Origin of the sequence: Rhizobium aethiopicum, assembly GCF_014197535.1 — a bacterium.
Classification (GTDB): domain Bacteria; phylum Pseudomonadota; class Alphaproteobacteria; order Rhizobiales; family Rhizobiaceae; genus Rhizobium; species Rhizobium aethiopicum_A.
On sequence record NZ_JACIFV010000001.1, the window covers coordinates 377,139 to 402,938 of the forward strand.

Genomic DNA, 25,800 nt, shown 5'->3' on the forward strand with positions numbered 1-25,800 from the left:
AATTGCGCCGGGGCACCGTCTGTTACCCCGGGGCATACTCTATCTCCGGCAGACGGCCCTCATAGCCGCGTCGCCTATGCAGTCCGGCGAGGGCACCGTGACGCCGATCGCTCTTGCCGATTGTTCCAGCGGCGCGGCGGCCGGATCCGGCGCAGCACTCGTCTGTGGCGCCTCGCTCGGCAGCGGCACTCGCGGGCCGATCGGCGTCGGCAAGGGTGCGGCGTCCTGCGCCGGTTGCTGGCTTGGGGCGCTGCGAACCGGAGCTGTCCGCGGCAGGCGGACTACGGCAGGCGCCGGCTCATAGCCGATCGGCATCGGGCTGGCGCGATATCCGCTCTCATCGGGATAGATCGGTTCACCGGTACGACCGAGCGCCGCGCTGGCTGGGGGCGGGTTACCGTACGGATTCCAGGTCGGGCCGTCGAAGGTGCCGGTGATGGTATAGCCGTAGACGATGCCGAGCAGCTGGCGCTCGGTGGCGCGGGCATCGCACAGGCGCAGGCGCAGCTGGATCATGCCGAAATTGCGGGCCTGGGTATTGGCGGCCGCGCTCGAGCGGATCTGCTGCCAGGCATAGATGCAGGTATCGCCGACGCGGCTGCGGCCGGAAGCATAGCCGAAGGGGCCATAGGCGTTCTGCAGGAAGGTCGCCGATGTCGCCATCGGCACGCCGGGAGCCGAACGGGCCACCTCGCGAGCAATGCCGCTCTCGTTGATCATGCTGAAGCTGGCATTGCCCATTCCCGGATTGGCCCCGGAAGCGCCGAAGAACTCGGCTTTCAGAAAATTCTGGCCGGGTACGGAAGATGAGGTGAACAGCGAGATCGTCTGCTCGACGCCATTGCCGCGCTTGCGCTCGACGACGTTGACAATCGACGGCCCGCCCGGCGGCGGCAGGACCAGCGCCTTTTCAGGCGCCACGGTCTCCGGTCCGGAAGGCTGTCGCACACCGCCTGTTGACGTGCAGCCGGCCATCAGACCCGCCACCGCCAGCAGCGATATCGTCTTCCCTAAGCGCATGCGCGAGCCGCCGTAATCGTCTTTCCAGATATCCATTCGCAGACCGAAACGCGACGGACCGTCGAATCAACGGCCACCCGGCCGTTCACCTGACATAAATCGCCGACATGGTTAACGAAGAGTAAAGAGCCCGACCCTGGTGCCACCAGACGACTCGCGTTGAACGTGATTCGGACAGATCAACCGTATGGTGCATAAACCGGTTTAGCAACAAACAATCGGCGCGCCGACCTCTGCCACGACATCAAGGCGGTAGCAGCGGAACTATGCGGTATGGCCGGCGTTGCCTTGATGTTCAGAGTTCAAAAAGGAGAACATCCCATGCGCAAGATCACGCTGGCTACGGTCGCCATGCTGACCATCTGCTCGGCCGCCTTTGCACAGAGCACGGTGGTTGTCACCGATCCCGCACCAACTGGTTCCGTCGTCCTGCCCGGCGAGGTGCGCACCTATGTCATGGAGCAAAACACGCCATCCGTCGTCTATGACGGCGAAATCACGGTCGGCGCGACGCTGCCGGATACAATTGAAGTCCATACCGTGCCCAATGTCGACGGCTATGCCTACACCGTCGTCAACGAGCGGCGCGTGATCGTCGAGCCGAAGACGCACCGCGTGATCCAGGTTCTCGAATAAGGGATTGGGGCTGGAGACGCATAGTCCTGCACGACTTCACGTCCCCTCATCTGCCGCGCTCACCGGCACGTTCAAGAGTTCACGGATCTTGTGGGCGAGTTGCTCCAGGCTGAATGGCTTGGCGAGCAGCGAGACGCCGTGGTCGAGCACGCCATTGTGTACGATGGCGTTGCGCGTGTAACCCGTGGTGTAAAGAATTCGGATCGCCGGCCATTTTTCTTGAACGGCATCAGCAAGCTGACGTCCGCTCATCTGCGGCATCACAATGTCGGTGAAGATCAGATCGACGTCGGGGTTCTCCTCCAAAAGGAGAAGCGCCTCCACGCCGCTTGCCGCCTGCAACACGCTGTAACCGAGTTCGTGGAGGCTTTCGGCGGTCATGGTGCGGACATGTTCATCGTCCTCCACCACCAGGATAGTATCGTTAACGCTTCCCTGAGGAATCGGCTGGGCGCCGACGGCGGCCAAGCGAGCATCCGCCTTGCCGACATGACGCGGCAGATAGATCTTCACCGTCGTTCCCCGGTCGATCTCCGAATAGATCTTGATGTGGCCGCCGCTCTGTTTGATGTAGCCGTAGACTTGGCTCAGCCCGAGACCGGTTCCCTTGCCGGGTCCTTTGGTGGTGTAAAACGGGTCGAAGGCTCGGTCGATTACATCGGCCGACATGCCGATGCCGGTGTCAGTGATGCTGATCATTACATACTGGCCCGCCTCGACCTCCGAATGCATGCGCGAATATCGCTCGTCAAGCTCGGTATTGGCGGTCTCGATCGTCAGATGACCGCCGCCGGGCATGGCGTCGCGCGCATTGACGGCAAGGTTCAGCATGGCGTTTTCGAGTTGGCTGAGATCGGCGAAAGTCGGCCAGAGGCCACCGGCAAGTACGGTCTCGATTCGGATATGTTCGCCGAGCGTGCGCCGTAGCAACTCCGACATGCCGCCGACCAGCTTGTTGACGTCGATCACCTCCGGGGCCAGCGGCTGCTGACGTGAGAAGGCGAGAAGACGTGCGGTCAATACCGCGGCTCGCTGGGCGCCGTCTCTGGCGTTCTGAAGGGAGTTCAGCAGGCGCGGATCCTCGTGTCCGGTCATCCGCCGCTGGGCGAGATCGAGATTGCCGATGATGATCGCCAACATATTGTTGAAATCATGGGCGACGCCGCCAGTGAGCTGACCGATCGTCTCCATCTTCTGCAACTGGCGCACCTGCGCCTGGGCGGCGGCGTTCTCTTCCATCTCATGCCTGAGTTCGGCAGTGCGCTGCACCACCGTTTCCTCAAGGCGCGCGTTGAAGCTGTTGAGTTCGCTGCGGAGTCGACTCTGCCTGCCCTGGGCGACAATAATCGTCTCCATCAGTCCGATGATGATCACGGCATTGATGAGAAAGGTCGCAAGGCCGATCCATTGACCGGCGCTCACCGGCCAGAAGGCATCGTGCGGCTCGACGAAAAACTGCTGGACGAGGAAACCGGCGAGCATGGCCGCTACGAAGCCCGGCCCGGCGCCGCCGATGAAACTTGCAAGCAAGATCGCCGGAAGGAAGCTCAGGAAAGGAAACCCGGAGAGATAATCACTGGCGGCAAGTCTTAGAAGAAAGGTCAGACCGACGAAGGCAACGGCCAGCGGATAGGTATAGCCCGGCCTGTGACGCAGCCAATCCGTGGCACTCAACAAATCCATTCTACACCCCTTCTCGGCCGTCGCGGAAACGGCATCCCAGGTTTTGCACATCGAATTTCGCCGGGCAATATGCTGTTTCCAAAGCGCGACGCGATCTTTCAGATTCGCTTGCCGCACCTTGGATTTTTATGTTTACACACATCGGCGTCTCAAAACGGCTGCACTGTTTTGTGCGACAAGTTTTCCACCACTGCGCGTGGCGTCTTGACGAGCTTCGCGAGCGGTCCACATAAATCTTCGTGCCCGGCAGGGGAATGGGGGACGGGATCATGAAAGACATATTCATCGTCGAGGACGATGCGCTGATCGCCATGTTGCTCGAGGACATGCTGAGCGATCTTGGCTATCGGGTTTGTGCGAGCGCGCCGGATCTGGAACGGGCGCTCGCAACGGCCAGGGACGCAGAATTCGATGCTGCAATCCTCGATGTTTCCCTCGCAGGCCGGAGCTCGCTGCCGGTCGCAAAGCTGCTTGACGAACGCGGCAAGCCCTATCTCTACGCAACGGGATATGGCAGCGCCCCGGAAGGCAGCAGCCCCAGCGCGCTCCCGGTGCTGCGAAAGCCGTTCCAGCTCAGCGAGCTCGAACAGGCGATGAAGCAGCTTTGCGGAACGTAATCAGCGAACCTGATCGAGCAGACGCTTGCATTCCAGAAGGTCGTAGAGCGCCTCCTGGAGCAGCGCCCTGTCTTCCTTGCCGACGCTCGATTTGCCGATCGAGACTTCCGGCTGCTCGTCGTCGCCGGCGACGAAATTGAAGAACCGGCGGGTGATCGGCGGCTTGGCCCGGCCGACAATCTGGTCCTCCTCGGCCATGCCGACACGTGGTTCCCCGGCGCCCGCCTCCTGCGCACCCGAGGCAAGCGCCTCGACACTGGCGAGATCGCCGTGGCCGACCGAGATGACGAACTTGTTGCCGTTGGTCTTCAGAAGCTTCTGCACGCCCTTGATCGTATAGCCGTGATCATAGAGCAAATGCCGGATGCCCTTGAGGAGGTCGACGTCCTCGGGCCGATAGTAACGACGGCCGCCGCCGCGCTTCATCGGCTTTATCTGGGGAAACCGTGTCTCCCAAAAGCGCAGCACATGCTGCGGCAGATCAAGATCGTCTGCGACTTCGCTGATGGTGCGAAAGGCATCGGGGCTCTTGTCCAACGTCATATGCTACGCAACCTCGCAGGCTCAATCCAACGGCGACTCACCATATTTCAAAGGTTTGGCGTCGACAATTCAAGTCATGTCTCGACGTTGCGCACAGGGGATCGGCCAGAGCGAGAAAAAACACCGCTCCGAGAGGAGGAAGTCCGATCTCAGAGAGCCGGATTCTGCGGCTTCAGCTTGATCTTGCGGGAGACATGCGCCTTAAGGATGCGCGTCTTCAGCACGTTCGAAGCCTTGAAGGTCATCACCCGGCGCGGAGAGATCGGAACCTCCTCGCCGGTCTTCGGATTGCGGCCGATCCGCTCGTTCTTATCGCGAACCTGGAAGGTGGCGAAGGAGGAAAGCTTGACGGTTTCACCACGCACAATGGCGTTGCAGATTTCGTCGATGACAGTTTCCACAAGTTCAGCGGATTCGGTCCGGGAAAGACCAACCTTGCGGAAAACGGATTCCGCCAGGTCTGCTCGCGTCACTGTTTTTCCGGTCATGGTTCCCCGCCCATTACAAAATATTTTTTGAAAGCGAACGAAGAGTATTTGTCTTGCGCCTCACGGTCAAGCTCTTGTTCGCCGCCAGTTTTTTAGGATTCGCGCTTACCAGCGCAGCAAAACAGCGCCCCAGGTGAAGCCGCCACCCATCGCTTCGAGCATCACGAGGTCGCCCTTCTTAATGCGGCCGTCGCCGGCGGCTGTCGCAAGCGCGAGCGGGATCGAGGCGGCCGAGGTATTGCCATGCAGGTCGACGGTGACGACGACCTTGCCCGCATCGATGTTCAGCTTCTTCGCCGAACCGTCAATGATGCGTCGATTGGCCTGGTGCGGCACCAGCCAGTCGAGGTCTTCGGCAGTTGTTCCGGTCGAATCGAAAGCGGCCTGAATGACGTCGGTGATCATGCCTACAGCATATTTGAAGACTTCGCGGCCTTCCATTCGCAGCTTGCCGACGCTGCCCGTCGTCGACGGTCCGCCATCGACATAAAGCTTGTCCTTGTGCGAACCGTCGGAGCGCAGATGCGCGGTCAGCACGCCGCGATCGGCAGACGTGCCCTCACCTTCTGCCGCCTCGAGCACGATCGCGCCGGCGCCATCGCCGAAAAGCACACAGGTGGTGCGGTCGTTCCAGTCGAGAATGCGCGAAAAAGTCTCGGCACCGATGACGAGAACGCGCTTTGCAAGGCCGCCGCGAATATAGGCGTCGGCGGTCGTGACCGCATAGACGAAGCCGGTGCAGACGGCCTGGACGTCGAAGGCAAAACCGTGGCTCATGCCGAGACGGTTCTGGATGTTGACCGAGGTTGCCGGAAAGGTGTTGTCCGGCGTCGAGGTGGCACAGATGATAAGATCGATATCGGCGGGCGTCAGGCCGCCATTGGCAAGCGCCGCACGCGCGGCGGCTTCGCCGAGCGAGGCCGTCGTCTCGTCGTCGCCGGCCACGTAACGCTGGCGGATGCCGGTGCGCTGGACGATCCATTCGTCCGACGTATCGACGATGGCCTCCATATCACGATTGGTCATCACGCGCTTCGGAAGTGCGGCTCCGAATCCGCGAACCACTGAACGGATCATGTTCGATTGAACCCCATAGCTCATGCCGCTTCCGGGCCTATGGGAGGCAGCCGCTTGGCATGATATTTCTTAAGATCGTTTTCTATTTTCTGATTGAGGCCGTTCTTAGCCATGTCGTAGCCGACCTCAATGGCAGCAGCGATGCCTTCGGCATTGGCCCCGCCATGGCTCTTGATGACGATGCCGTTCAGCCCGAGAAACACGCCGCCATTGACCTTGCTCGGGTCGAGCTTCTCACGGAGCATATCGAAGGCGCTCTTGGCGAATAGATAGCCGATCCGGGCGAGCAGTGTGCGCGACATGGCGGCACGCAGATATTCGGCGATCTGCTTGGCGGTGCCTTCAGCGGTCTTGAGCGCGATATTGCCGGAGAAGCCTTCGGTGACGACGACGTCGACCGTGCCCTTGCCGAGGTCGTTACCCTCGACGAAACCGGAATATTCGAGCGAATCGATATTCGCCTCACGCAACAGCCGGCCGGCCTCCTTGACCTCTTCCTGGCCTTTCACCTCTTCGACACCAACGTTCAGAAGGCCGATCGTCGGGCGTTCTATCTCGAAAAGCGCGCGCGCCATGGCGCCGCCCATCAGCGCAAAATCCATCAGTTGCTGTGCATCGGCGCCGATCGTCGCACCGACATCGAGCACGATGCTCTCGCCCTTCATCGTCGGCCAGATCGCCGCGATCGCCGGGCGCTCGATGTTGGCCATCGTGCGAAGACAGAATTTCGCCATCGCCATCAGCGCGCCGGTGTTGCCGGCCGAGACGGCGACATCGGCATCGCCCGTCTTCACCGCCTCGATCGAGCGCCACATGGTGGAGACATAGCGGCCGCGGCGCAGCGCCTGGCTCGGCTTCTCTTCCATGCTGACAGCAAGCTCACAGTCGTGAAAGACCGATTTTTCCTTGAGTTTCGGGAACTTGGCGAGAAAGGGATCGCACTGTTCCTTAAGACCGTAGAAAACGAAGGAAATATCCGGATGCCGGTCCAGCGCCTTGGCGGCGCCGGGGATGACAACCTGGGGACCAAAGTCGCCACCCATGAGGTCGAGAGATATTCTGATCACGCGTCCCTGATCCTTCTTTTCGCCGAGGGGCGAAATTTCGGCCAAAATACCGGTTTTGGCGTCGCATACAACTGAATTATGTCAAATGCCAGAGGTGCTTCAGTCCTTTTTCCAGTCCTTGAGGACCGCGAAAGCGGAGGGCTTTTTGTCGTTTTCGCCGCTATCCTCGATATGGCCCTTGAACTCGACACCCTCCTTGCGGGGATAGGGATCGATCGCGAGCGCGGCGAATTCGGTAACCACCTCGCCGGCATCGATCGTGTCGCCGACAAAGGTCTCGGGCAGATCGGGACCATCGGGATCGAGCAGCATCTCGCCAGCGTCGTTGCCGGGCTGGCGGGCAAGCTTGGAACCCTCAGGCACGAAGATCTGCTCGAAACTTTCGTCGATCACGGCTTCGACCGGTTCCAGCGTCACGACGCAGGACTGGACGATCTTCGCCTGTACGCGGCCCTTGACACGCACGCCGTCGCGCTTCCAGCGGGCGATCTGCAGATCGGCGCTGAGATCGTCGACGGAGACGACGCTCCAGGCCTCGGCAAGCGCCTTCAACTCGCTGGCATCGGCCTCGATATGAACCTCGACGGGATTGGCCGAGATGTGGCCGACCTTGACGTGATAGGAGAAGGGAACATCGTCCCGATCGTTCTTCATCGTTTCCTCATTCAGGCGACCGGCGGCAGCGTTGCCGAACCGCTGGCGATCAGATCTTCCGGAACGGCGGACAGATGAGATTCTGCGGCCATCATCCAGCTGCACAGGCCGGACATATCGGCCGGTGTCTCGGTTTCCGGGTAGATATTGCGCGCTAATGCAAGAGCCAGCGCTTCGGCATCACCGGCGTCCATCGCCTTCGAATAGGTTTCGAGCCGGCCGTAGAACATGCCGGCGAGCTTCTTCATGCGTTTCGGCACGCTGTTGTCGCCGATGCCGAGCTCGCGGATCGAATAGTCGATGTCCTGAAAGAAGGCATCGACGATCTCCTGGGCAATCTCCTGGCCGCTGACGGCCGAGGCGCGCGTGCGGCGAAAAAACAGAATCATCACGATCGACAGCATTTCGAAGCGGCCCATGACCGTATCCGGTACATTGAGCCGCTCATAGAGATCGGGCATGCGCGCGGCTGCGGTCAGCGCCGCATATTGCCTGTCGACGATCACCTGATTGTTGTTTTTCTTGCGGAAGAGCCCGAAGATCATTGTTTTTTCCGGAAATGCCTCATTCTTCACGCCGGCTGGCGTCCGGCCTTGTTGCATGATTTCGAAAGCTGGTTTACCGAAGCAGGCGCGAATTGCAATGCCGTTCGTGGCCAGCTTCGGGACGACGCCTTCGAAGCGAATTCGGGAAACTCGACCCGGAATGGCCACAATGGTTTTGCAGGAGGAAAGCGTGCAAGGCCCAAAATGGCTGCTATCGACACCCAAGGGAGTAGATGTCGTTGAAGAAACGGTATTTCAAGGCTGACATGAAACTCTTCAGCAGCGCGGCCATTGCCTTCATAATCGCCTCCACATCAGCTCTTTCAGGCTGCCAGACCGGCACCGTGCTCAACGGCGGCTATGTCGTCGATCAGCAGTCGCTCAATCTCGTTCCGGAAGGTTCCAGCCGCGAACAGGTCCTGCTTTCGCTCGGCACGCCATCGACGACGGCGACCTTCGACGGCGAGGTCTTCTATTATATTTCGCAGCGGCGCACGCGCGCCGTCGCCTTCCAGAAGCTGAAGGTCGTCGACCAGACCGTTCTGGCCATCTATTTCGACAAGGACGGCGTCGTCACCCGCCGCGCCAACTACACACTCCAGGACGGCAAGGTCTTCGATACCATCGCGCGGGTCACGCCGACCGGCGGCAAGGAACTCACCTTCCTGCAGCAGATGCTCTCCGGCGGCAGCGCAGCAAGTGCTGCCCGAAGCCTGTTCGGCGGCGGCGCCGGCGGCACACCGCAGAATCCGAGCAGCCTGCGCTGATCGGACATGCCTTCAACGAAAAACCCGCCGGAGCGATCCGGCGGGTTTTCAATGGGCGCATTTTGGCGCCGCGGCGGCCCGCGGCGCTTTTGCGATCTGCATCAACCCGCGAGAACGGCGAGCAACAGCAGCGCGACGATGTTGGTGATCTTGATCGCCGGGTTGACGGCGGGGCCGGCGGTATCTTTGTAGGGATCGCCGACGGTATCACCGGTGACGGAGGCCTTGTGCGCATCCGAGCCCTTCATGTGACGCACGCCGTCCTTGTCGACGAAACCATCCTCGAAGCTCTTCTTGGCATTGTCCCAGGCGCCCCCGCCCGAGGTCATCGAGATGGCGACGAAGAGGCCGTTGATGATGACGCCGAGCAGCGATGCGCCGAGGGCGGCAAAGGCCGAGGCCTTGGAGCCGGAGATCAGAAGCACGCCGAAATAGACGACGATGGGGGCAAGCACCGGCAGCAGCGAAGGTACGATCATCTCGCGGATGGCGGCCTTGGTCAGCAGGTCGACGGCCTTGCCGTAATCCGGCTTTTCCGTGCCCTGCATGATACCGGGCTTCATCTTGAACTGCCGGCGAACCTCCTCGACGATCGAACCGGCGGCGCGGCCGACGGCTGTCATGGCGATGCCGCCGAATAGATAGGGAATCAGGCCGCCGAAAAGCAGGCCCGCGACGACGTAAGGGTTCGACAACTCGAAGGAGATCGTGCCGATATTGGCGAAGTAGGGATATTGGTCGCCGTGGGCCGCAAAATATTGCAGGTCGTTGGCGTAGGCGGCAAAGAGCACCAGCGCGCCGAGACCGGCAGAACCGATCGCGTAACCCTTGGTGACCGCTTTGGTGGTGTTGCCGACGGCGTCGAGCGCGTCAGTCGACTTGCGCACTTCCGGCGGCAGATGCGACATTTCGGCGATGCCGCCGGCATTGTCGGTAACTGGGCCGAAAGCATCCAGCGCAACGATCATGCCGGCAAGACCGAGCATGGCGGTGACGGCGATGCCGGTGCCGAAGAGGCCGCCGAGCTGATAGGTGGCGAGAATGCCGCCGACGATGACGATGGCCGGCAGGGCGGTCGATTCCAGCGAGACCGCAAGACCCTGGATGACGTTGGTGCCGTGACCGGTCACCGAAGACTGGGCGATCGAAACGACGGGGCGTTTGCCGGTGCCGGTATAATATTCGGTGATAACTACGATCAAGGCGGTGACGACGAGGCCGACGAGACCGCAGACGAAGAGGTTCGTACCGGTGACGTCGGCGCCGGCGACCGTGCCAAGCGAGCCCCAGCCGACGGTCAGCGAGGTGGCGGCGCCGAGGCCGACAATCGACAGCAGGCCGGTAACGATGAGACCCTTGTACAGCGCACCCATGATCGAGCCGTTCGAGCCGAGCTTGACGAAGAAGGTGCCGATGATCGAGGTGATGATGCAGGCGCCGCAGATCGCCAGCGGATAGATCATCGCAGACTGGAGGATCGGCGCGCCGGCAAAGAAGATCGCTGCGAGGACCATGGTGGCGACAACGGAGACCGCATAGGTCTCGAAAAGGTCGGCGGCCATGCCGGCGCAGTCGCCGACATTGTCGCCGACATTATCGGCGATCGTCGCCGGGTTGCGCGGATCGTCTTCGGGGATACCGGCCTCCACCTTGCCGACGAGGTCACCGCCGACATCGGCGCCTTTGGTGAAGATGCCGCCGCCGAGACGGGCGAAGATCGAGATCAGCGAGGCGCCGAAGCCGAGCGCCACCAGCGCGTCGATGACTTCGCGCGAGCCGGTCTCATGTCCGAGCCCGACGGTCAATATCGTATAATAGATGGAGACACCGAGCAGCGCGAGGCCCGCCACCAGCATGCCGGTGATCGCGCCAGACTTGAAGGCGATGTCGAGGCCGGCGGAAAGGCTGGCGGACGCCGCCTGGGCGGTGCGCACGTTGGCGCGGACGGAGACGTGCATGCCGATGAAACCGGCAGCACCGGACAGTACGGCGCCGATCAGGAAACCGATGGCGGCGGTGGCGGAGAGAAGCAGCCAGGCTGCGATGAAAACAACGACGCCGACAAGCGCAATGGTTCTATACTGACGTGTCAGGTAGGCTTGGGCGCCCTCGCGGATATAGCCCGCGATCTCCTGCATGCGGCTATTGCCCTGATCAGCGGCAAGCACCGACCGGGTTGCCCAGGCGGCATAGACCACCGAGAGCAGACCGCATGCGATTACGCACAAAAGAATGGTCATTTCGCTCTTTCCTCCCATAGGCCGGAGCTCACTCCTTCTCCGGCAGATACGCCGCCGACTCGCCTTCCTCTCCACAGAAATGCACAGCTAAGCGGTGCGGAGATTGCGTGGTCGATCACGTGGCGTCAAGCCCGCAAAGGCCGAAAACCATTGCGGTACGAAGAAAGACGTAGGGAGATTGTTCGGCGGATAAAGAGTTACTTCTTCGCCTCACCGCGGACCTGCTTGGCGATGCGGTCGAGCACGGCATTGACGAGCTTCGGCTCGTCGTCATCGAAAAAGGCTCGAGCGATCTCGACATATTCGGTGACGATGACCGCCACCGGTACGTCTTTGCGATCGAGGAGTTCGAAAACGCCGGCACGCAGGATGGCGCGCACCGTGCTATCGAGGCGCGACAGCGCCCAATCATCCTGCAGCGCTGCAGCAATCAGCGGATCGAGACGGACCTGATCACGCACGACGCCGGAGACGATGGAGCGGAACCAGGCGGCATCGGCCTTCAGATAGGTCGCGCCGTCGAGTTCCTGGCCGAGGCGGTGCGCCTCGTATTCGGCGACGATTTCCAGAACGCCGGTGCCACCGACATCCATCTGATAAAGCGCCTGAACGGCCGCCAGGCGGGCAGCGCCCCGCTGGTTCGCAGTCTTGACCGGCCGTTCCGTCTTGTCGTCGTTCATTCGTTATGCACCCAGTTTCTGCTTCAGCGCGATCATCGTCAGCGCCGCACGAGCGGCAAACCCGCCCTTGTCCTTGTCCGAACGGCGGGCGCGCGCCCAAGCCTGTTCGCCATTTTCCACGGTCAGAATGCCGTTGCCGATGGCAAGGGATTCGCTGACCGCTAGATCCATCAGAGCGCGCGAGGATTCGTTCGATACGATATCGAAATGATAGGTCTCGCCGCGAATGACCATGCCGAGAGCGACATAGCCGTCATAATGCGTGCCGCCATTGTCGTCCCCATCGAGCGCCATGGCAATCGCTGCCGGAATTTCCAACGCGCCGGGAACGGTGACGACCTCATAGGTGGCGCCGGCTTGCTCGAGGGCAAAGGTCGCGCCTTCGAGCAGTGCGTCGGCCATGTCGTCATAGAAGCGGGCCTCGACGATCAAAATATGGGGAGCGGTCTCTCTCGACATTGTTTACCTTCGGTTGGCGGCACTTTTTCCACTCGACAGCCCGCGGTCAAAACATGCCTTCATCGGAATGGCAAGCACTTTCGGCCGGTGCCGCAACTGCGAAAGAGGAAATATCGACAAAGGGATAACCGCACCATCCTTGCCGAGCCGGCCACGCCCTCGAAATCCGCTTTTCCGGAAGCGCGGAAAACGGCAATTCGAAGGCCGTTTTCATGAAGAATTTTTAATGCGTTTTCAGTCACTTAACCCATTGAATCGCGAAAGCGGCAGCGCCAATTCCATCTCGTGACGCAGACGATCCCCTGCACGACAGCCGACCGTCAAAGCAGATGAAAGGATTAAATCATGAACCGCGTTGTCACAATCACCATCGCCGCAGCCCTCTCCTCCCTCGCATTTGCCGGCGTCAGCCGGGCCGAGAGCTTCGGAATGAACTCCGCGCAGGGCATAGAGCAGACGCTCAGGACCTTCCGGGGCAATGACTTCAATGTCGAGCAGGTCCGCAACTGGCACAATCTCGACGACGAGACGACAGGTCCGCGCTCGGCCCCGGAACGCTCCGGCCAGGCCATACGCGGCATCCAGGCCTCGATCGATGCCAACAGATCGCTTGCCCACCGTCTGAACAATGAGGGCGTCGATGTCCGCAACATCGTCAATGCCGAACAGGCGGCGGACGGAAGCGTGACCTTCTACGTCCGCTGAGGTCACGACAACAACAGAGCGTCCGGCGCATCCATCCGAAGCGCGGCGCTCGAAGCATGGGCGGCGTTCTCCTCTCCGCCCATGCCGAGGATTTTCCCGGGTCAGCGCGCGATCGCCATTGAATTTTCCGGCAAGATGATAGCTTCTCTTCCTGCAACAGGAGGACATCATGGCGGCGGAATCGAAAGCAGTCATCAATATCGCTGATCTCAAGCTCGACCACTGGAAACAGGGCGCGTTCTACGAAGGCGCCGACGTCTCGTTCGGCGCGCTGCTCGGTCTTGCGGACCTCGGCATCAGCTACAATGAGGTGCCATCGGGCAAATCGAGCTGCCCCTTCCACAATCACCACGTCGAAGACGAGCTGTTCTACGTGATCGCAGGCACCGGCGAATACCGTTTCGGCAGCGAGCGCCATCCGGTCCGGGCGGGCGACGTGCTCGGCGCACCTGCGGGCGGGCCGGAAACGGCGCATCAGCTTATCAATACCGGCACAGCCACGCTCGTCTATCTCGGCATTTCGACGATGGCGAAAACTGAGATCGTCGAATATCCCGATTCCGGAAAGTTCCTTGCCAAGACCAACAGGGACGCGACAGAAACCGGGCGCTTCCGCCATGTCGGAAGGACCGAAGGCGATCTCGACTATTGGGACGGCGAGCCCGGCGCCTGAACACGACTTACACAAGGATTCATCGTGATCGACATACCCACCTTGGAAACGGAGCGGCTGACGCTTCGCCCTCACCGCCTCGCCGATTTCGAGGCGCATGCGGCGCTATGGGCGGACGAAAACGTCGTTCGCTTCATTACCGGCGCGCCGTCGACGCGCGAGCAGAGCTGGAACCGCATGTTGCGCTGGGCCGGCATGTGGCACCATATGGGCTTCGGCTTTCTGGCGATCGTGGAAAGGGAAAGCGGCAGGTTCATTGGCGAAGCTGGTTTCCTCGAAGCCCGGCGCGATATGGAACCGTCGATCGAAGGAACGATGGAGATCGGCTGGGCGCTGATGCCCGCAGCCCACGGCCGCGGTTATGCCACAGAGGCGCTGACCGTTCTGATCGGCTGGGCGGAAGCGCATTTTCCGGGAAAGCCGATGAGCTGCATCATCAGTCCCGAGAACCACGCCTCGCTGCGGGTCGCAGCCAAACTCGGTTTCCGCGAGACCACGCGCACGCAATACAACGGCGAGATCATTCAGTTTTCGCGTTAGGGAATTCCCTCCCGCGGGCAACTAAGCGCAGAGTCGTCCACCGCACAGGCCCGATGCTCGCGGAACGCAGAGTTGCGAATGCCCGAGAGCGTGCCACCTTTCTCCAGCAATCATTTGTCTATCGGGCGAGATCCGCGGCGTGATTTTGCTGCCTCTTCTGCGCAAGCCTCGCGTAACGCCCGAGTTCTATGGTCATGGCAAGCGGTCTGCTTCGGTCCTTCGGCGAGGCGATCACCGCTCTCGCCGGCTGAGGCTGGAGAGAAGCGTTTCAAGGGGAGAAACATTTGCCGCGCGTGTCGATCTGTATACCGGCCTACAAGCCTGACTTCTTTGAACTCGCCCTGAAGAGCGCAATCGCGCAAAGCTATACGGATGTCGAAATCATCGTCTCGGACGATTGCCCGACGGACGCCATCGAGGCTATCTGTTCACGGTATTCCAGCCTCATTACTTATAGCCGCAATCCCCACCCTGGCGAATACACCAATATCATGAGGCTCGCCGGTCTCGCTGAGGGCGAATACATCAAATTTCTGTTCGATGACGACGTGCTTAGCCCTTTCTGCGTGCAGTTTCTTCTCGAAGCGCTGGAGGCGACGCGCGGCAGAGGGACGAAACTTGCCTTTTCACCGCGGCACGTGATCGACGAGAGGAACAACTTCATCAATCTAATCAACCATTTCCAGGTTGCTCAGGGTTTGAAGATCATTGAAGGCCGGGATTTCATCCGCTTGACAGCGATGCATCACCTCAACCTTATCGGCGAATATTCGACCGTGATGATGCGTAAGGCGGACTGCTTTGACGAGAATGGCGAGTTCCGGCTTTTCAGGCCCGAAAACGGCGTCTTCCGCGGCCTTCTTGATCTTTCAGGCTGGATGGAGCTCGCCAAGGAAGGCGCGTTCGTCGCCCATCCGCACCCGCTTTCCTATTTCCGGCAGCATTCCAATTCCAAATCAAACCACACCACGAACCCGATCTTCATCTACGCCATCATCTTTTACGAAGACATTCTGAACTATGCGCACGCCAACGGATTCCTCGGCCCGCAGGATTTGCCGGTCTCCTATCGCAATCTGATCAATGTCTACCAGTACTGGCGCGCCGCCTTTCCGGAGCTCGATGCGAGGATCGCTCGCCTGAGTGCGCTGCTTGATGATGCCGGGCGATGGAGCGCGTAGCGGTTTGGGCCACTCGCTCCCAGGGAGCTTCGGTGTACCCGCACGTTTCGCACAATTCTCACGATTTAATTGATGGTCGACATGGCGCGACCATGCAGGCAGAGGGTTTCAAATGATGCAGTTGATGGATGCTACAATGGCGGGTTTCGGCGGACGCGAGCAGATCGTGCAGGCGTCTTTTTCGGTCATCGTCCCCGCCTACAACGCATCAAACGTCATCGAGCGATGCCTGCGGAGCCTCTTAAATCAGCAGGGGAAGACGGCATTTGAAATTATTGTCGTCGACGATTGCTCGGCGGACGACACAATCGCTAAAGCCGAAGAGATAGCTCGTGGGCACAATAACGTTAGTGTCCTGCGCCTCGACAGCAACGGCGGACCCGGCATCGCAAGGAATGCAGGGGTACTCAGAGCAAAAGGCGAATGGATTTGCTTTGTCGATGCCGACGACGTCGTGGAGAACAACTTTCTAGAGATGCTTCAGGCATCCGTCGAAGACCTCACGGATATCCTCGCGTTCAACTCCAGCCTTTATGACGCAGAAACCGGCAATAGCCTGAAAGCCAGCATCCGCGAGGATCTCGCCCGAGTCGAGGGCGCCGACAGGCTGGCGGATTATCTTCAGGATCGCGTTGATCGATCAGTCATCTTCCATCTGTTCCGCCGCCGTTTCCTCCTCGACAATAACATTATGTTCCGCGGCGGCCTTCACGAGGACGTCGATTACATGTTTCACGCGCTGATGCGCGCGCGTTCGATCAAGAGTCTCGACAGGCAGATCTACCGCAAACTCGATACACAGGGCTCAATCGTCAATTCGCTCAGCACCCGTCATGTCGACGGCTTCTTCGATGCGCTCGATGCCATGCATGCGCTCGTGGCGGACACGCCGATGTGGCCTGACCTGAAAAATCCTTTCCTGACAGGCATCATCAACGTGACCGCGTCTCGCCTGCTCAGGCTGCTGCCCGGCAAGGTGGTCAAGCTCGAGGATGCCGGCAAGATCCTCTCCACGCTTCACGGCCGTGTCGTGCGCTCAATGAAGCTTGCCGAGCTCGCCTATCCCCTGCCGGTTCAACCATCCGGCTTCCGCACCAAATACCGGATCACCTTCGATGCCTTTATGAACGGCATGGAAAAAGGCGATACGACCGAGGATATGCTGAAAGCCTTCGCGGAGATCGCGCCGAAGCTCTGGAGCTGCTACGACCTTCATCATTCCATTCTGCTCGGGCCCGGCGAGGTGCGCACCTGCTGCAAGCGCTTCACCTATGAAGGCGAGCTGAAAGGCGATGTGGTTCTTTTTGGCGGTAACGGCAAGGATTTCGAGTTCACCTACAGCGATATCAAGCAGGCAAAGGATGCCCTGTTCCTCGAGATCAACCGAGACAACTCGGATGAATGCCGCGGTTGTCCCTTCTTGAAATTCGAGGATTGGGGCCGGCCGCTCAATCAGGGCGTCAAGTATCTTTCCTTCGAGCATCACTCGCTTTGCAACATGCGCTGCACCTATTGCAGCGAGACGTATTTTGGCGGCAAGAAGCCCGCTTATGATGCGGGTGCATTTATCGACACATTAAAGGATGCGAAGGCCCTCGAGAACATGGAATATATCGTCTGGGGCGGCGGCGAACCAACGGTCGAGCCGCGCTTCGACGAGCTTCTCAGCAAGCTGGCTGAGGGCATTTCCAATGTTAAGCAGCGCGTCATCACCAACGCGACGATGTATTCGGAGCCCCTTGCGGACCTTCTCAGGAAGGACCAAGCCCATATCGTTACCAGCATCGACGCCGGAAACAGCAATAATTTCAATGAGATCCGCAAGTACAAACATTTCGCGCGGGTCTTCGAAAACCTCCGCCGCTATGCTGCCTGCTCTTCGCGCAACGTCGTCATAAAATATATTCTCTTGCCGGAAAACAGCTCCTCGGACGAACTCCGGCAATATGCCGACCTGATCGTCGAGAATGGCCTGACCGATTGCAACTTCCAAATCAGCTGCGATTTCAAAACCGATCGCGTGACCGATGACCAGTTAGTGTCCATCGTAGAGCTTCACCATCTGCTGAGAGTTCGCGGCGCGCGCCTCATTTTCCTCGACGATCTCGTCTGGCAGCGGATCTTGACGGTTACGCCGGATACCCTGGAATTGCTGAAATCCAAGCTGGAATCTTCGGTGCTGGAAACGGCATTCGAGCCGGTCCATCCTGAGGGCGTTGTGGTTTGGGGCATCGGCGGACAGGCTCAGATCATTCGCCGCAAGTCGCAGTTCTTTAAAACGAGCAAGATCGCTTATTTCATCGATCCGCGCCCCGAAATGATCGGCCAGAGGCTCGGCGGCATTGAAGTGCGCGCTCCTCATTCGGCGCTGTCGGATGACCTGCCGATCATGATCGGCGCCGTGCAAAGCGCACCGGAAATTTACGATCAAATTGAGGCCCTCGGCATAAGCCCCCAACGCATTCTGCAGAAAGTCATCCTGTAGCGCTGAACTCTGATCGAAGCGATGGGAAGTCCACCGCCTCGCTCAGCAAGCCTCGGGAAACGCCCGCGGCCTATGATTTGATCACCGCATCCGTTTTCGCGTCTCTGAACACCGGAAGCGGATGGAAGAGAGCTGTCAATCTGCTGCTCCAGCGGTTGATGCGCAACGCCCCTGACTCGTCAGGGGATGTGGGAGGGATTTGAGAATGACCAAGAGAGCATTGCTGGTCGGCAGCAACTTCAGCGCAGTTCCCCTTCTATTCGCCCTGAAAAGGCGCGGCCTGCATATTTCCGTGTGCGGAAACCGGCCGGATGAGCCCTGCCACGCGCATGCGGATCAGTCGCATCTCATCGACTACAGCGATCCGACCGTGCTGCTCTCCCTCGTCGAGAACGGCGATTTCGATTTCATCGTGCCGACCGGCAACGACGTTGCCTATATGTCGACCACCTTCGTCGCCGAAAAGCTCGGATTCCCGCGCTTCGATTCGATGGAAACCGCGACCATCATTCACACGAAGCAGGCGTTCCGCAGCTTCACCGAGCAGTACGATATCCCTGCCCCACATTCGGTGCGCCTGCACGGCGACTCGCCGGTCGAGACCGGCGCACTGCGCTACCCGCTGCTGGTGAAGCCAAGCGACAGTTTCAGCGGTCGTGGTGTCACGAAGGTTTTCGACAGGACAGAACTTACCGACGCCGTCGCCGACGCCCGGCGCAACTCGCGCGCGGCGGAGATCGTTATCGAGGAATTCGTCGAAGGCAGCCTGCACAGCCATTCCGCCTTCATCAAGGACCAGGAAATCATCTTCGACGTCTTCGTCGACGAATATTGCACAGTCTACCCATACCAGGTCGATTCATCGAATCATCCGTCGCGGCTCTCCGAAACTGTCCGTTCGAAGACGCGTGCCATTATGGCGCGTGTCGTCAAGCTGCTCGGACTGCAGGACGGCCTCATCCATACGCAGTTCCTGTCGAATGGCGACGATGTCTGGATCGTCGAATGCATGCGGCGCTGCCCGGGTGATCTTTACGGCTCACTTGTCGATCAGTCTCTCGGCATCGATTATGCCGACCTCGTCATAACGCTGCTGCTGGGCGAGGAATTTTCTGTCAATCCGCGCTTCAATCCGCCGCTGTTTTTTGGGCGCCACACCATCACCTCCGACACTCCCTCGACGCCGTTTTCCTTCTCACATTCCATTCCATCATCCGATGTCCGCATCGCACAGCTCAAGACCACCGGCAAGCCGATGAAATCGGCACCGCTCGACAAGCTCGCCATCCTCTACGCCCGTTTCGAGACGCAAGGCGAGATGCTGAAGGTGGCTCCGGATTTCAAAACGTTCATTTCGCTCCAAACGATGCAAGGAGACCTCGCATGAGCCGATCAAGCCAGGGAGTACCGGAAAAGCTGCGCCTCGGCTTTCTGGGCGGCGCCGTCAATTCTGCTGTGGGTCGCGCTCATCGCGATGCAATCGAACTTGATCAGAAATTCGATCTTGTCGCCGGCTGCTTCAGCCGCCACCAGGAGATCAATCGCGAGACAGCGGAACAGTACCGCATTTTGCCGGAGCGCTGCCATGGCGACTTCGATAGCTTGCTATCGAAAGAATCCGGCAACATCGATGCTCTCGTCGTGCTTACGCCGACGCAGCAGCATACGAATCAGGTTGTCGCCGCACTCGAGGCGGGTATTCCGGTGATCTCGGAAAAAGCCCTTGCCGGTTCGAGCGCCGAGACCCGCATGATCGACAATGCGCGCAGTAACGGGACCTTTTTGGCCGTAACCTACAATTACACGGGATACCCCATGCTCCGCGAAATCCGCGGCATGGTCGAGCATGGTGTTTTCGGCGAATTGCAGCAGATCCATATTGAGATGCCGCAGGAGAGCTTCCTCCGTTTCCGCCGTGACGGGACGCCGATGACGCCACAGGATTGGCGCTTGCGCGACGGTCCCGTGCCGACGGTTTCGCTGGATCTCGGCGTTCATGTGCACTCGTTGCTTCATTTTCTTACACAGCGGGAGCCGGAGGAAGTCTGCGCGACCAGCCAGAGCTTCGGCAACTTCCCGCAGGTGCTCGACAATGTGCAGGCGCTCGTGCGCTGCGCCGGCGGCCTGCATTGCAGCATGTGGTACGGCAAGACAGCGCTCGGGCAACGCAACGGCCTGCGTGTGCGGCTCTATGGCTCCAAGGCATCAGTCGAATGGCTTCAGGAAACCCCCGAGATTGCCCATTTCTACGACCGCAACGGCCGCAAGCAGATCCTCGATCGCGCCAGCCCGGATATCATGATCGCCAACGCTAGCCGCTATGAGCGGTTCAAGGCAGGTCATCCTTCGGGCTTCATCGAAGCCTTCGCGAATTATTATGCCGACCTTGCGGACGCCCTGCTGCAACGCAAGACCAATAGCGCACGCTTGCCCCATCCCTATGTTCTCGGGCTCGATGAGGCGGAAGAAGGACTGCGGCTGCTGGAAGCGATCGAATGCTCGCGGCTTGAAAAGCGCTGGATCGAGATTGAGCCGCGGGGCGTACGGCGCGCTGTGACAGAGCGGCTCGAAATCCAGGCTCCGCAACTGGCACTCTAATCTATCCTCTACAGGATAAAGAAAGCGGCGTGGTCGATGGTCACGCCGCTTTCGTATGGATAGCCGCCTGCAATGCGCGGTTATGCGATTTCTTGTTTTGCAGGCAGAGTCCGCGCTTCAAAATCTGCTGACAAGGTAGGCCACCTGTTGGCGCACGATATCGCACCGCAGATCGTTTCCATCTGCGATGCGGTATGACATCCGGAATATCGTGTTTTTAAACCGACTCGATCAGCTCACAGACCTTGTCGACGATCTCCATCTCCATGTCCGGATAGATGGGAAGGCAGAGCACCTGTAGTGCTGCTTCGCTGGCGACCGGCAGGTTCGACGGCTGGGCGGAAGGCAGGCTGCGATACATCGAGAAGCTTGAAATCAGCGGATAGAAATAGCGGCGCGGATGAATGCCGTTTTCCTTCAGTAGCTCGTAGAGCCCGTCGCGTGAAATGGGATAGCCAGGGCGGACGAGGATCGGGAAATAAGAGAAGTTGGAGACGGTCTCACCGGAACGGTCCAGGCATTCAATGCCCGCAACGCCGCGGAGCCGCTCGCGGTATGCACTGTCGATGAGCTCACGCCTTTCGAGTGCAAACTTGATGTATTTCAGCTGCAACAGGCCGAGCGCAGCGTTGAACTCGCTCATCTTACCGTTCGTGCCTGGCGCCACCACTGTCACTTCATCGACGTAACCGAAGTTCTTCAGCTGGTCGATGCGGGTCTTCGTCTTGACATCCGGGCAGATGATGGCCCCGCCTTCGAATGTGTTGAAAACTTTCGTCGCATGGAAGCTCAGGATGGAAAGGTCGCCGTGATTGAGAACACTTCCCCGTTCGTCCTCCACGCCGAAGGCATGCGCGGCATCATAGATGACCTTCAGATTGTAGAGATCGGCGATCTTCTGGATCGCATCGACGTCGCAAGGGTGGCCGTAGCAATGCACCGGCATGATCGCCGTCGTCTGCTGTGTGATCGCCGCCTCGATCTTCGCTGGATCGAGATTGAGCGTCACAGGGTCGATGTCGACGAAGACGGGCTTTAAGCCGTTCCAGAGAAGCGAATGCGAAGTGGCCACGAAGGAATAAGGCGTGGTGATGACTTCGCCCGTGACGCGGAGCGCCTGAAGCGCCGTCAGCAATGCAACGGTGGCGTTGGAAAACAGGCTGATGTGCTTCACGCCGAGATGGCTGCAGAGCTCCTGCTCCAGCTGCTCGTGGAATGGTCCGCCATTGGTCAGGATGCGATTGTTCCAGATCGCTTCCAGCGAAGGAATGAATTCTTCGAGCGGCGGCAGGCTGGGCTTCGTTACATAGATCTTTTCGTTTTTCATGACGCCGTCCAGAGTTGGGCACTAGCACTCAATTGGCCTGGTACGAACATCAGGGCTTAACCTGTTGCCAGGCTGACCAGCGAAATCCCCGCCAACAGTGTGGCGCAAGCTTCACGTCCAATAGTCGACACCCATACGAATGCCGTACCGTGAATCACGAAGACGGCAGCCATTCGCGAAGGACGATACCTTGACGATCAATCAGCCCATTTCTTCTTTGCCGGCCGGTCTTCCTGATCTGGCGCTTCTCACGGAGAAAGCTGCCGGGACGGGATCTGTCATTATCTATCAGCCTTATCTCGACCCTTCGCAGCGCAGCCAGATCGACGCAGCGGCCATGCCGCTCGATATCTCGTTCAATACGCAGGCCACGACCCGCGAATATGAACTCTTCCGCACCCTGCATCAGCATCACGAGGCGATCGGCCTCGGCGATGACGTATTCTGGGGGCTGCTCTCCAGCAAATTCGAGATGAAGTCGGTAACGAGCTTCCCGTCCTTTGTCGCAGAGGCGGAAAAGGCCAGGGCAGACGGTGCGGATGCCTATCTTTACAATCCGCTGATCGGCCACGCGGCGATTTACAGCAACGTCTGGGAACATTCGCTGCTTGGCGGTCATCCCGGTATGGACCCGATCTTCCTGCACATCCAAGACCTCGGCTATCCGATCGCGCCGCCGCAGGACAAGACTGCCTTCGCGTTCTGCAACTATTTCTGCGGCAACCGGAAATTCTGGTCCGGGTATTTCGCTTTTTGCGAGCGCATTCTCGAATCGCTGGAACACCAAGCGCGCGCCGGCACGCCGGCGGGTACTGCCTATGCCGGTACGGCACACTATTCGCGCGATGCCAATGCGAAGATGCGCCCCTTCGTGATCGAGCGCCTGCTCGGGCTTTATGTCCAACAGGCTGCCGCCTCCGGATTGAAAATCGCCGCCTTCGTACCGGCTCTTGTCGATTTCGAATGGAAGTTCGGCACCCGCCTCGGCCGGATGCTGCATGGCCTCTTTGCCGCCAAGGAAGCCTTTCTGAAGAGCCGTGACGAGGCTCTGCTGACCTCGTGGCAGGAAGGCCGCCAGCCGCTTATCAAGCAGCCGCATCTGATCTGGATGGCTGATGATCCGCCGGGCTGGATGCCGCGCGGCCAATTCATCGGCGGCCGCGAATTGATGCGCGCCTATGCTCCGCAGGCCTCAGGCGCCTCCCCGATGCCGCAGCAGCCGGTGCGGACGGAAAGGTCTGCTATACCAGCCGCGCCGAAAATCGATGAGCCGCTCCGCGATCCGCTGCAGCCCTTTGCCGGCGGGTGGCAGGCACACAAGGACCGTCATTGCATCTGGATCGTGACGCCCGAAAACTACAATCACAGCCACGCCTTCGATGAAGTCGCGCTCGGGCTGCAAGGCGCGTTCGAGGAACTCGGTGGCTCGGCACCGATCGTCCGCGACATGAACGCATTCGCCGGCCGTGCGCCGATCATCTACGGCGGCAATCTTCTCCCCGCGGAAATCGTCGGCCATCTGCCGAAGGACAGCGTCATCATCAACCTCGAGCAGGTGTCCGAAGAAAGCAGCTGGATCAATTCGCGCTATACGTCGATCCTGAGGGCAATGCCGGTGCTCGACTACAGCCCGCGCAACCGCGAAAACCTTGCCGCCAAGGGTATCGATCACGCCGGTGTCCTCGAAATCGGTTACAGCGGTTGCCTGAGCCAGATTCAGCACAACCCCGTGAAGGATATCGACGTCCTCTTCTACGGCTCGATGAACGAACGCCGCCACCATATCCTGAAGACGCTGAAGGACAGCGGGCTCAAGGTCGCGCACCTCTTCAACATCTATGGTGCGGAACGTGATGCGGCGATTGCCCGCGCCAAGATCGTCATAAACATTCATCATTATGCGAGCGGCGTCTTCGAGATCGTGCGTATTTCCTATCTGCTCGCCAATCGCGTTTGCGTACTGACGGAAGGCGATAGCCGCGATCCAGACCTCCAGCCCTTCATCGGCGGCTTGGCAATTGAGCGCTATGACGACATGATCGAGCGCTGCTCCAAGCTGATCGCAGATGCAGACGAGCGCGATGCCATTGCCGCGGCCGGCCTTGCGGCCATGCGGAGCCGCTCGCAGGCGGACATGCTGATGAGCGTCATGAAGGCCGCAGAAAAGGTAAGTCATGCGCACTGAGACCGCGGCCATCGAGGGCATTGTTGCAATCACGCCGCCACGCTTCGGCGATCACCGCGGCTACTTCTCCGAGGTATTCAAGGATGCCTGGTTCCGGGAAAATGTGGCGGACGTCATGTTCATCCAGGACAATGAGTCGCTTTCGGCGCAGGCTGGAACCGTCCGAGGGCTGCATTTCCAGATCCCGCCCTTTGCCCAGGGCAAGCTGGTGCGCTGCCTTGCCGGTCGTATCATGGATGTCGTCGTCGATATCCGGGAGGGATCGCCGAGTTTCGGCAAATGGCTCTCTCAGGAACTCTCGCCGGAAACCGGCAAGCAGCTCTGGATACCCGCCGGTTTCGCACACGGATTCGTAACGATCGAGCCGAACAGCGTCATCAGCTACAAGGTCACCGCACCCTACAGCCCGCAGCATGATCGGGGCATCGCGTGGAACGATCCGATGATCGGCATTCGCTGGCCGTTCGATGAGAGAGAGATGGTGTCGTCCGACAAAGATAAGACGCTGCCGCGGCTCGCCGATCTGCCAAGCCATTTTTCCTATTCAGCACAGCAACCCAAGGATTGATCGTCGATGCGCATACTGGTCACGGGCGGAGCGGGCTTCATCGGATCGGCATTGGTGCGCCATCTTGTCAGCGAGATCGGCGCCGAGGTGCTGAATGTCGACGCGCTGACCTATGCCGGCAATCTGGCATCGCTGAAATCCGTCGAATCGGCGCCGAACTATCAATTCCTGCGCGCCGACATCTGCGATCACGCCAGCATGCAGGAAGCATTCGCATCCTTCCGCCCTGATATCGTCATGCATCTCGCCGCAGAGAGCCATGTCGACCGCTCGATCTCCGGCGCTGCCGATTTCATTCAGACCAATATCCTCGGCACATTCAGCCTGCTGGATGCCGCACGGCACTATTGGGATGGGCTTGACGCGCGCAGCAAGAGTGCCTTCCGCTTTCTGCATGTGTCGACGGACGAGGTGTACGGCTCGCTCGGCGACCAGGGCCTCTTCGAGGAGACGACGCCTTATGATCCATCATCGCCCTACTCCGCCTCCAAAGCCGCGAGCGACCATCTGGCGATCGCCTGGCACCGCACCTACGGCCTGCCCGTCGTCGTCTCCAATTGCTCCAACAATTACGGCCCGTTCCATTTCCCGGAAAAGCTCATTCCGCTGATGATCCTGAACGCATTAGAGGGCAAGCCTCTTCCGGTTTACGGCAATGGCGCGAATGTTCGCGACTGGCTCTATGTCGAAGACCACGCCCGCGCGCTCTTTGCGATCGCATCCAGAGGGCGCCCCGGCGAAAAATACAATGTAGGCGGCCGCAATGAACGCAGGAACATCGATGTCGTTCATCGCATCTGCGCTATTCTCGACGGCGTCTACAGTGACAAGGCACCGCATGCGCGTTTGATCACCAACGTCACGGACCGCCCCGGCCACGACGCACGCTATGCGATCGATGCCTCGAAGCTCGAAAGCGAACTCGGCTGGAAGGCGCAAGAGACTTTCGAAACCGGTATCGAGAAGACGGTGCACTGGTACTTGGAAAACGAATGGTGGTGGAGGCCGCTGCGCGAAAACGTCTACTCCGGCGAACGCCTCGGCGTTTTCAAGGGACAATAA

25 protein-coding genes are annotated in these 25,800 nt (G+C 59.7%); 13 read left to right on the forward strand and 12 right to left on the reverse strand.

What is annotated here, in order from left to right:
- Positions 1–39 precede the first annotated feature (39 nt).
- Positions 40–1,020, reverse strand: coding sequence for a cellulose biosynthesis protein BcsN (gene bcsN, locus GGD53_RS01955; RefSeq protein ID WP_184453502.1), 981 nt, complete (start codon positions 1,018–1,020; stop codon positions 40–42).
- A gap of 321 nt (positions 1,021–1,341) precedes the next feature.
- On the opposite strand from bcsN, the gene GGD53_RS01960 reads away from it, so the two are divergent.
- Positions 1,342–1,656: a DUF1236 domain-containing protein gene (locus GGD53_RS01960; RefSeq protein WP_184453060.1), complete on the forward strand. Its 315-nt coding sequence runs from the start codon at positions 1,342–1,344 to the stop codon at positions 1,654–1,656.
- Between the two features lie 36 nt (positions 1,657–1,692).
- Here GGD53_RS01960 and GGD53_RS01965 read toward each other — a convergent pair whose 3' ends face one another.
- Positions 1,693–3,339 carry an ATP-binding protein gene (locus GGD53_RS01965; protein ID WP_184453062.1) on the reverse strand — a complete coding sequence of 549 codons (1,647 nt, stop codon included), beginning with the start codon at positions 3,337–3,339 and terminating at the stop codon, positions 1,693–1,695.
- A gap of 269 nt (positions 3,340–3,608) precedes the next feature.
- On the opposite strand from GGD53_RS01965, the gene GGD53_RS01970 reads away from it, so the two are divergent.
- Positions 3,609–3,956 carry a response regulator gene (locus GGD53_RS01970; RefSeq protein WP_184453065.1) on the forward strand — a complete coding sequence of 116 codons (348 nt, stop codon included), beginning with the start codon at positions 3,609–3,611 and terminating at the stop codon, positions 3,954–3,956.
- Here GGD53_RS01970 and GGD53_RS01975 read toward each other — a convergent pair whose 3' ends face one another.
- The 6 genes from GGD53_RS01975 to GGD53_RS02000 form a co-directional block, all read right to left on the reverse strand.
- A complete protein-coding gene (locus GGD53_RS01975) occupies positions 3,957–4,499 on the reverse strand; it encodes a MerR family transcriptional regulator (protein ID WP_011424865.1) in 543 nt (180 codons plus the stop codon).
- Between the two features lie 149 nt (positions 4,500–4,648).
- A complete protein-coding gene (locus GGD53_RS01980) occupies positions 4,649–4,987 on the reverse strand; it encodes an integration host factor subunit alpha (protein WP_184453067.1) in 339 nt (112 codons plus the stop codon).
- A gap of 105 nt (positions 4,988–5,092) precedes the next feature.
- Positions 5,093–6,064, reverse strand: coding sequence for a beta-ketoacyl-ACP synthase III (locus tag GGD53_RS01985; protein ID WP_184453504.1), 972 nt, complete (start codon positions 6,062–6,064; stop codon positions 5,093–5,095).
- 20 nt (positions 6,065–6,084) lie between these two features.
- Positions 6,085–7,131, reverse strand: a complete 1,047-nt coding sequence (gene plsX / locus GGD53_RS01990; RefSeq protein WP_184453069.1) for a phosphate acyltransferase PlsX — start codon at positions 7,129–7,131, stop codon at positions 6,085–6,087.
- A gap of 99 nt (positions 7,132–7,230) precedes the next feature.
- Positions 7,231–7,785, reverse strand: coding sequence for a YceD family protein (locus tag GGD53_RS01995; protein WP_184453071.1), 555 nt, complete (start codon positions 7,783–7,785; stop codon positions 7,231–7,233).
- 11 nt (positions 7,786–7,796) lie between these two features.
- Positions 7,797–8,387 (reverse strand): ubiquinol-cytochrome C chaperone family protein, encoded by a 591-nt coding sequence (locus GGD53_RS02000; RefSeq protein WP_184453074.1) that lies wholly within the window; start codon positions 8,385–8,387, stop codon positions 7,797–7,799.
- 176 nt (positions 8,388–8,563) lie between these two features.
- Here GGD53_RS02000 and GGD53_RS02005 point away from each other — a divergent pair, with 176 nt between their 5' ends.
- A complete protein-coding gene (locus GGD53_RS02005) occupies positions 8,564–9,097 on the forward strand; it encodes an outer membrane protein assembly factor BamE (protein WP_184453076.1) in 534 nt (177 codons plus the stop codon).
- A 101-nt stretch (positions 9,098–9,198) separates the two neighbouring features.
- Here the strand turns inward: GGD53_RS02005 and GGD53_RS02010 are convergent, their stop codons facing one another.
- The 3 genes from GGD53_RS02010 to GGD53_RS02020 form a co-directional block, all read right to left on the reverse strand.
- Complete coding sequence (locus tag GGD53_RS02010) at positions 9,199–11,337, reverse strand: sodium-translocating pyrophosphatase (RefSeq protein ID WP_184453078.1); 2,139 nt, start codon at positions 11,335–11,337, stop codon at positions 9,199–9,201.
- A 197-nt stretch (positions 11,338–11,534) separates the two neighbouring features.
- Entirely contained in the window at positions 11,535–12,017 is a 483-nt protein-coding gene (gene nusB / locus GGD53_RS02015) for a transcription antitermination factor NusB (RefSeq protein ID WP_064706868.1), read from the reverse strand.
- 3 nt (positions 12,018–12,020) lie between these two features.
- Positions 12,021–12,476: a 6,7-dimethyl-8-ribityllumazine synthase gene (locus GGD53_RS02020; RefSeq protein WP_184453080.1), complete on the reverse strand. Its 456-nt coding sequence runs from the start codon at positions 12,474–12,476 to the stop codon at positions 12,021–12,023.
- Positions 12,477–12,821: 345 nt separating this feature from the next.
- Here GGD53_RS02020 and GGD53_RS02025 point away from each other — a divergent pair, with 345 nt between their 5' ends.
- From GGD53_RS02025 to GGD53_RS02055, 7 genes are all read left to right on the forward strand, one after another.
- Positions 12,822–13,181 (forward strand): hypothetical protein, encoded by a 360-nt coding sequence (locus tag GGD53_RS02025; RefSeq protein WP_184453082.1) that lies wholly within the window; start codon positions 12,822–12,824, stop codon positions 13,179–13,181.
- Positions 13,182–13,350: 169 nt separating this feature from the next.
- Positions 13,351–13,854 carry a cupin domain-containing protein gene (locus GGD53_RS02030; RefSeq protein WP_184453084.1) on the forward strand — a complete coding sequence of 168 codons (504 nt, stop codon included), beginning with the start codon at positions 13,351–13,353 and terminating at the stop codon, positions 13,852–13,854.
- A gap of 24 nt (positions 13,855–13,878) precedes the next feature.
- The gene (locus tag GGD53_RS02035) at positions 13,879–14,394 is read left to right on the forward strand and encodes a GNAT family N-acetyltransferase (protein WP_184453085.1); all 516 of its coding nucleotides are present in this window, start codon (positions 13,879–13,881) and stop codon (positions 14,392–14,394) included.
- Positions 14,395–14,678: 284 nt separating this feature from the next.
- A complete protein-coding gene (locus GGD53_RS02040; RefSeq protein ID WP_184453086.1) occupies positions 14,679–15,575 on the forward strand; it encodes a glycosyltransferase family 2 protein in 897 nt (298 codons plus the stop codon).
- A gap of 136 nt (positions 15,576–15,711) precedes the next feature.
- On the forward strand, positions 15,712–18,060 hold the full coding sequence (locus tag GGD53_RS02045) for a glycosyltransferase (protein WP_246717694.1): 2,349 nt from the start codon (positions 15,712–15,714) through the stop codon (positions 18,058–18,060).
- Between the two features lie 205 nt (positions 18,061–18,265).
- Positions 18,266–19,447 carry an ATP-grasp domain-containing protein gene (locus GGD53_RS02050; protein ID WP_184453088.1) on the forward strand — a complete coding sequence of 394 codons (1,182 nt, stop codon included), beginning with the start codon at positions 18,266–18,268 and terminating at the stop codon, positions 19,445–19,447.
- Positions 19,444–20,658 carry a Gfo/Idh/MocA family protein gene (locus tag GGD53_RS02055; RefSeq protein WP_184453089.1) on the forward strand — a complete coding sequence of 405 codons (1,215 nt, stop codon included), beginning with the start codon at positions 19,444–19,446 and terminating at the stop codon, positions 20,656–20,658. Before GGD53_RS02050 ends, GGD53_RS02055 begins: the two co-directional genes overlap by 4 nt.
- A gap of 217 nt (positions 20,659–20,875) precedes the next feature.
- Here GGD53_RS02055 and GGD53_RS02060 read toward each other — a convergent pair whose 3' ends face one another.
- Entirely contained in the window at positions 20,876–21,985 is a 1,110-nt protein-coding gene (locus GGD53_RS02060) for a DegT/DnrJ/EryC1/StrS family aminotransferase (protein ID WP_184453090.1), read from the reverse strand.
- A 190-nt stretch (positions 21,986–22,175) separates the two neighbouring features.
- Between GGD53_RS02060 and GGD53_RS02065 the strand changes: the two genes are divergently transcribed.
- From GGD53_RS02065 to rfbB, 3 genes are read left to right on the forward strand one after another with little or no spacing between them, the layout of a single operon-like run.
- Positions 22,176–24,170, forward strand: a complete 1,995-nt coding sequence (locus tag GGD53_RS02065) for a glycosyltransferase family 1 protein (protein ID WP_184453091.1) — start codon at positions 22,176–22,178, stop codon at positions 24,168–24,170.
- A complete protein-coding gene (rfbC, locus tag GGD53_RS02070; protein WP_184453092.1) occupies positions 24,160–24,738 on the forward strand; it encodes a dTDP-4-dehydrorhamnose 3,5-epimerase in 579 nt (192 codons plus the stop codon). The genes GGD53_RS02065 and rfbC overlap by 11 nt, the downstream gene beginning before the upstream one ends.
- A gap of 6 nt (positions 24,739–24,744) precedes the next feature.
- Positions 24,745–25,800 carry a dTDP-glucose 4,6-dehydratase gene (gene rfbB, locus GGD53_RS02075; protein WP_184453093.1) on the forward strand — a complete coding sequence of 352 codons (1,056 nt, stop codon included), beginning with the start codon at positions 24,745–24,747 and terminating at the stop codon, positions 25,798–25,800.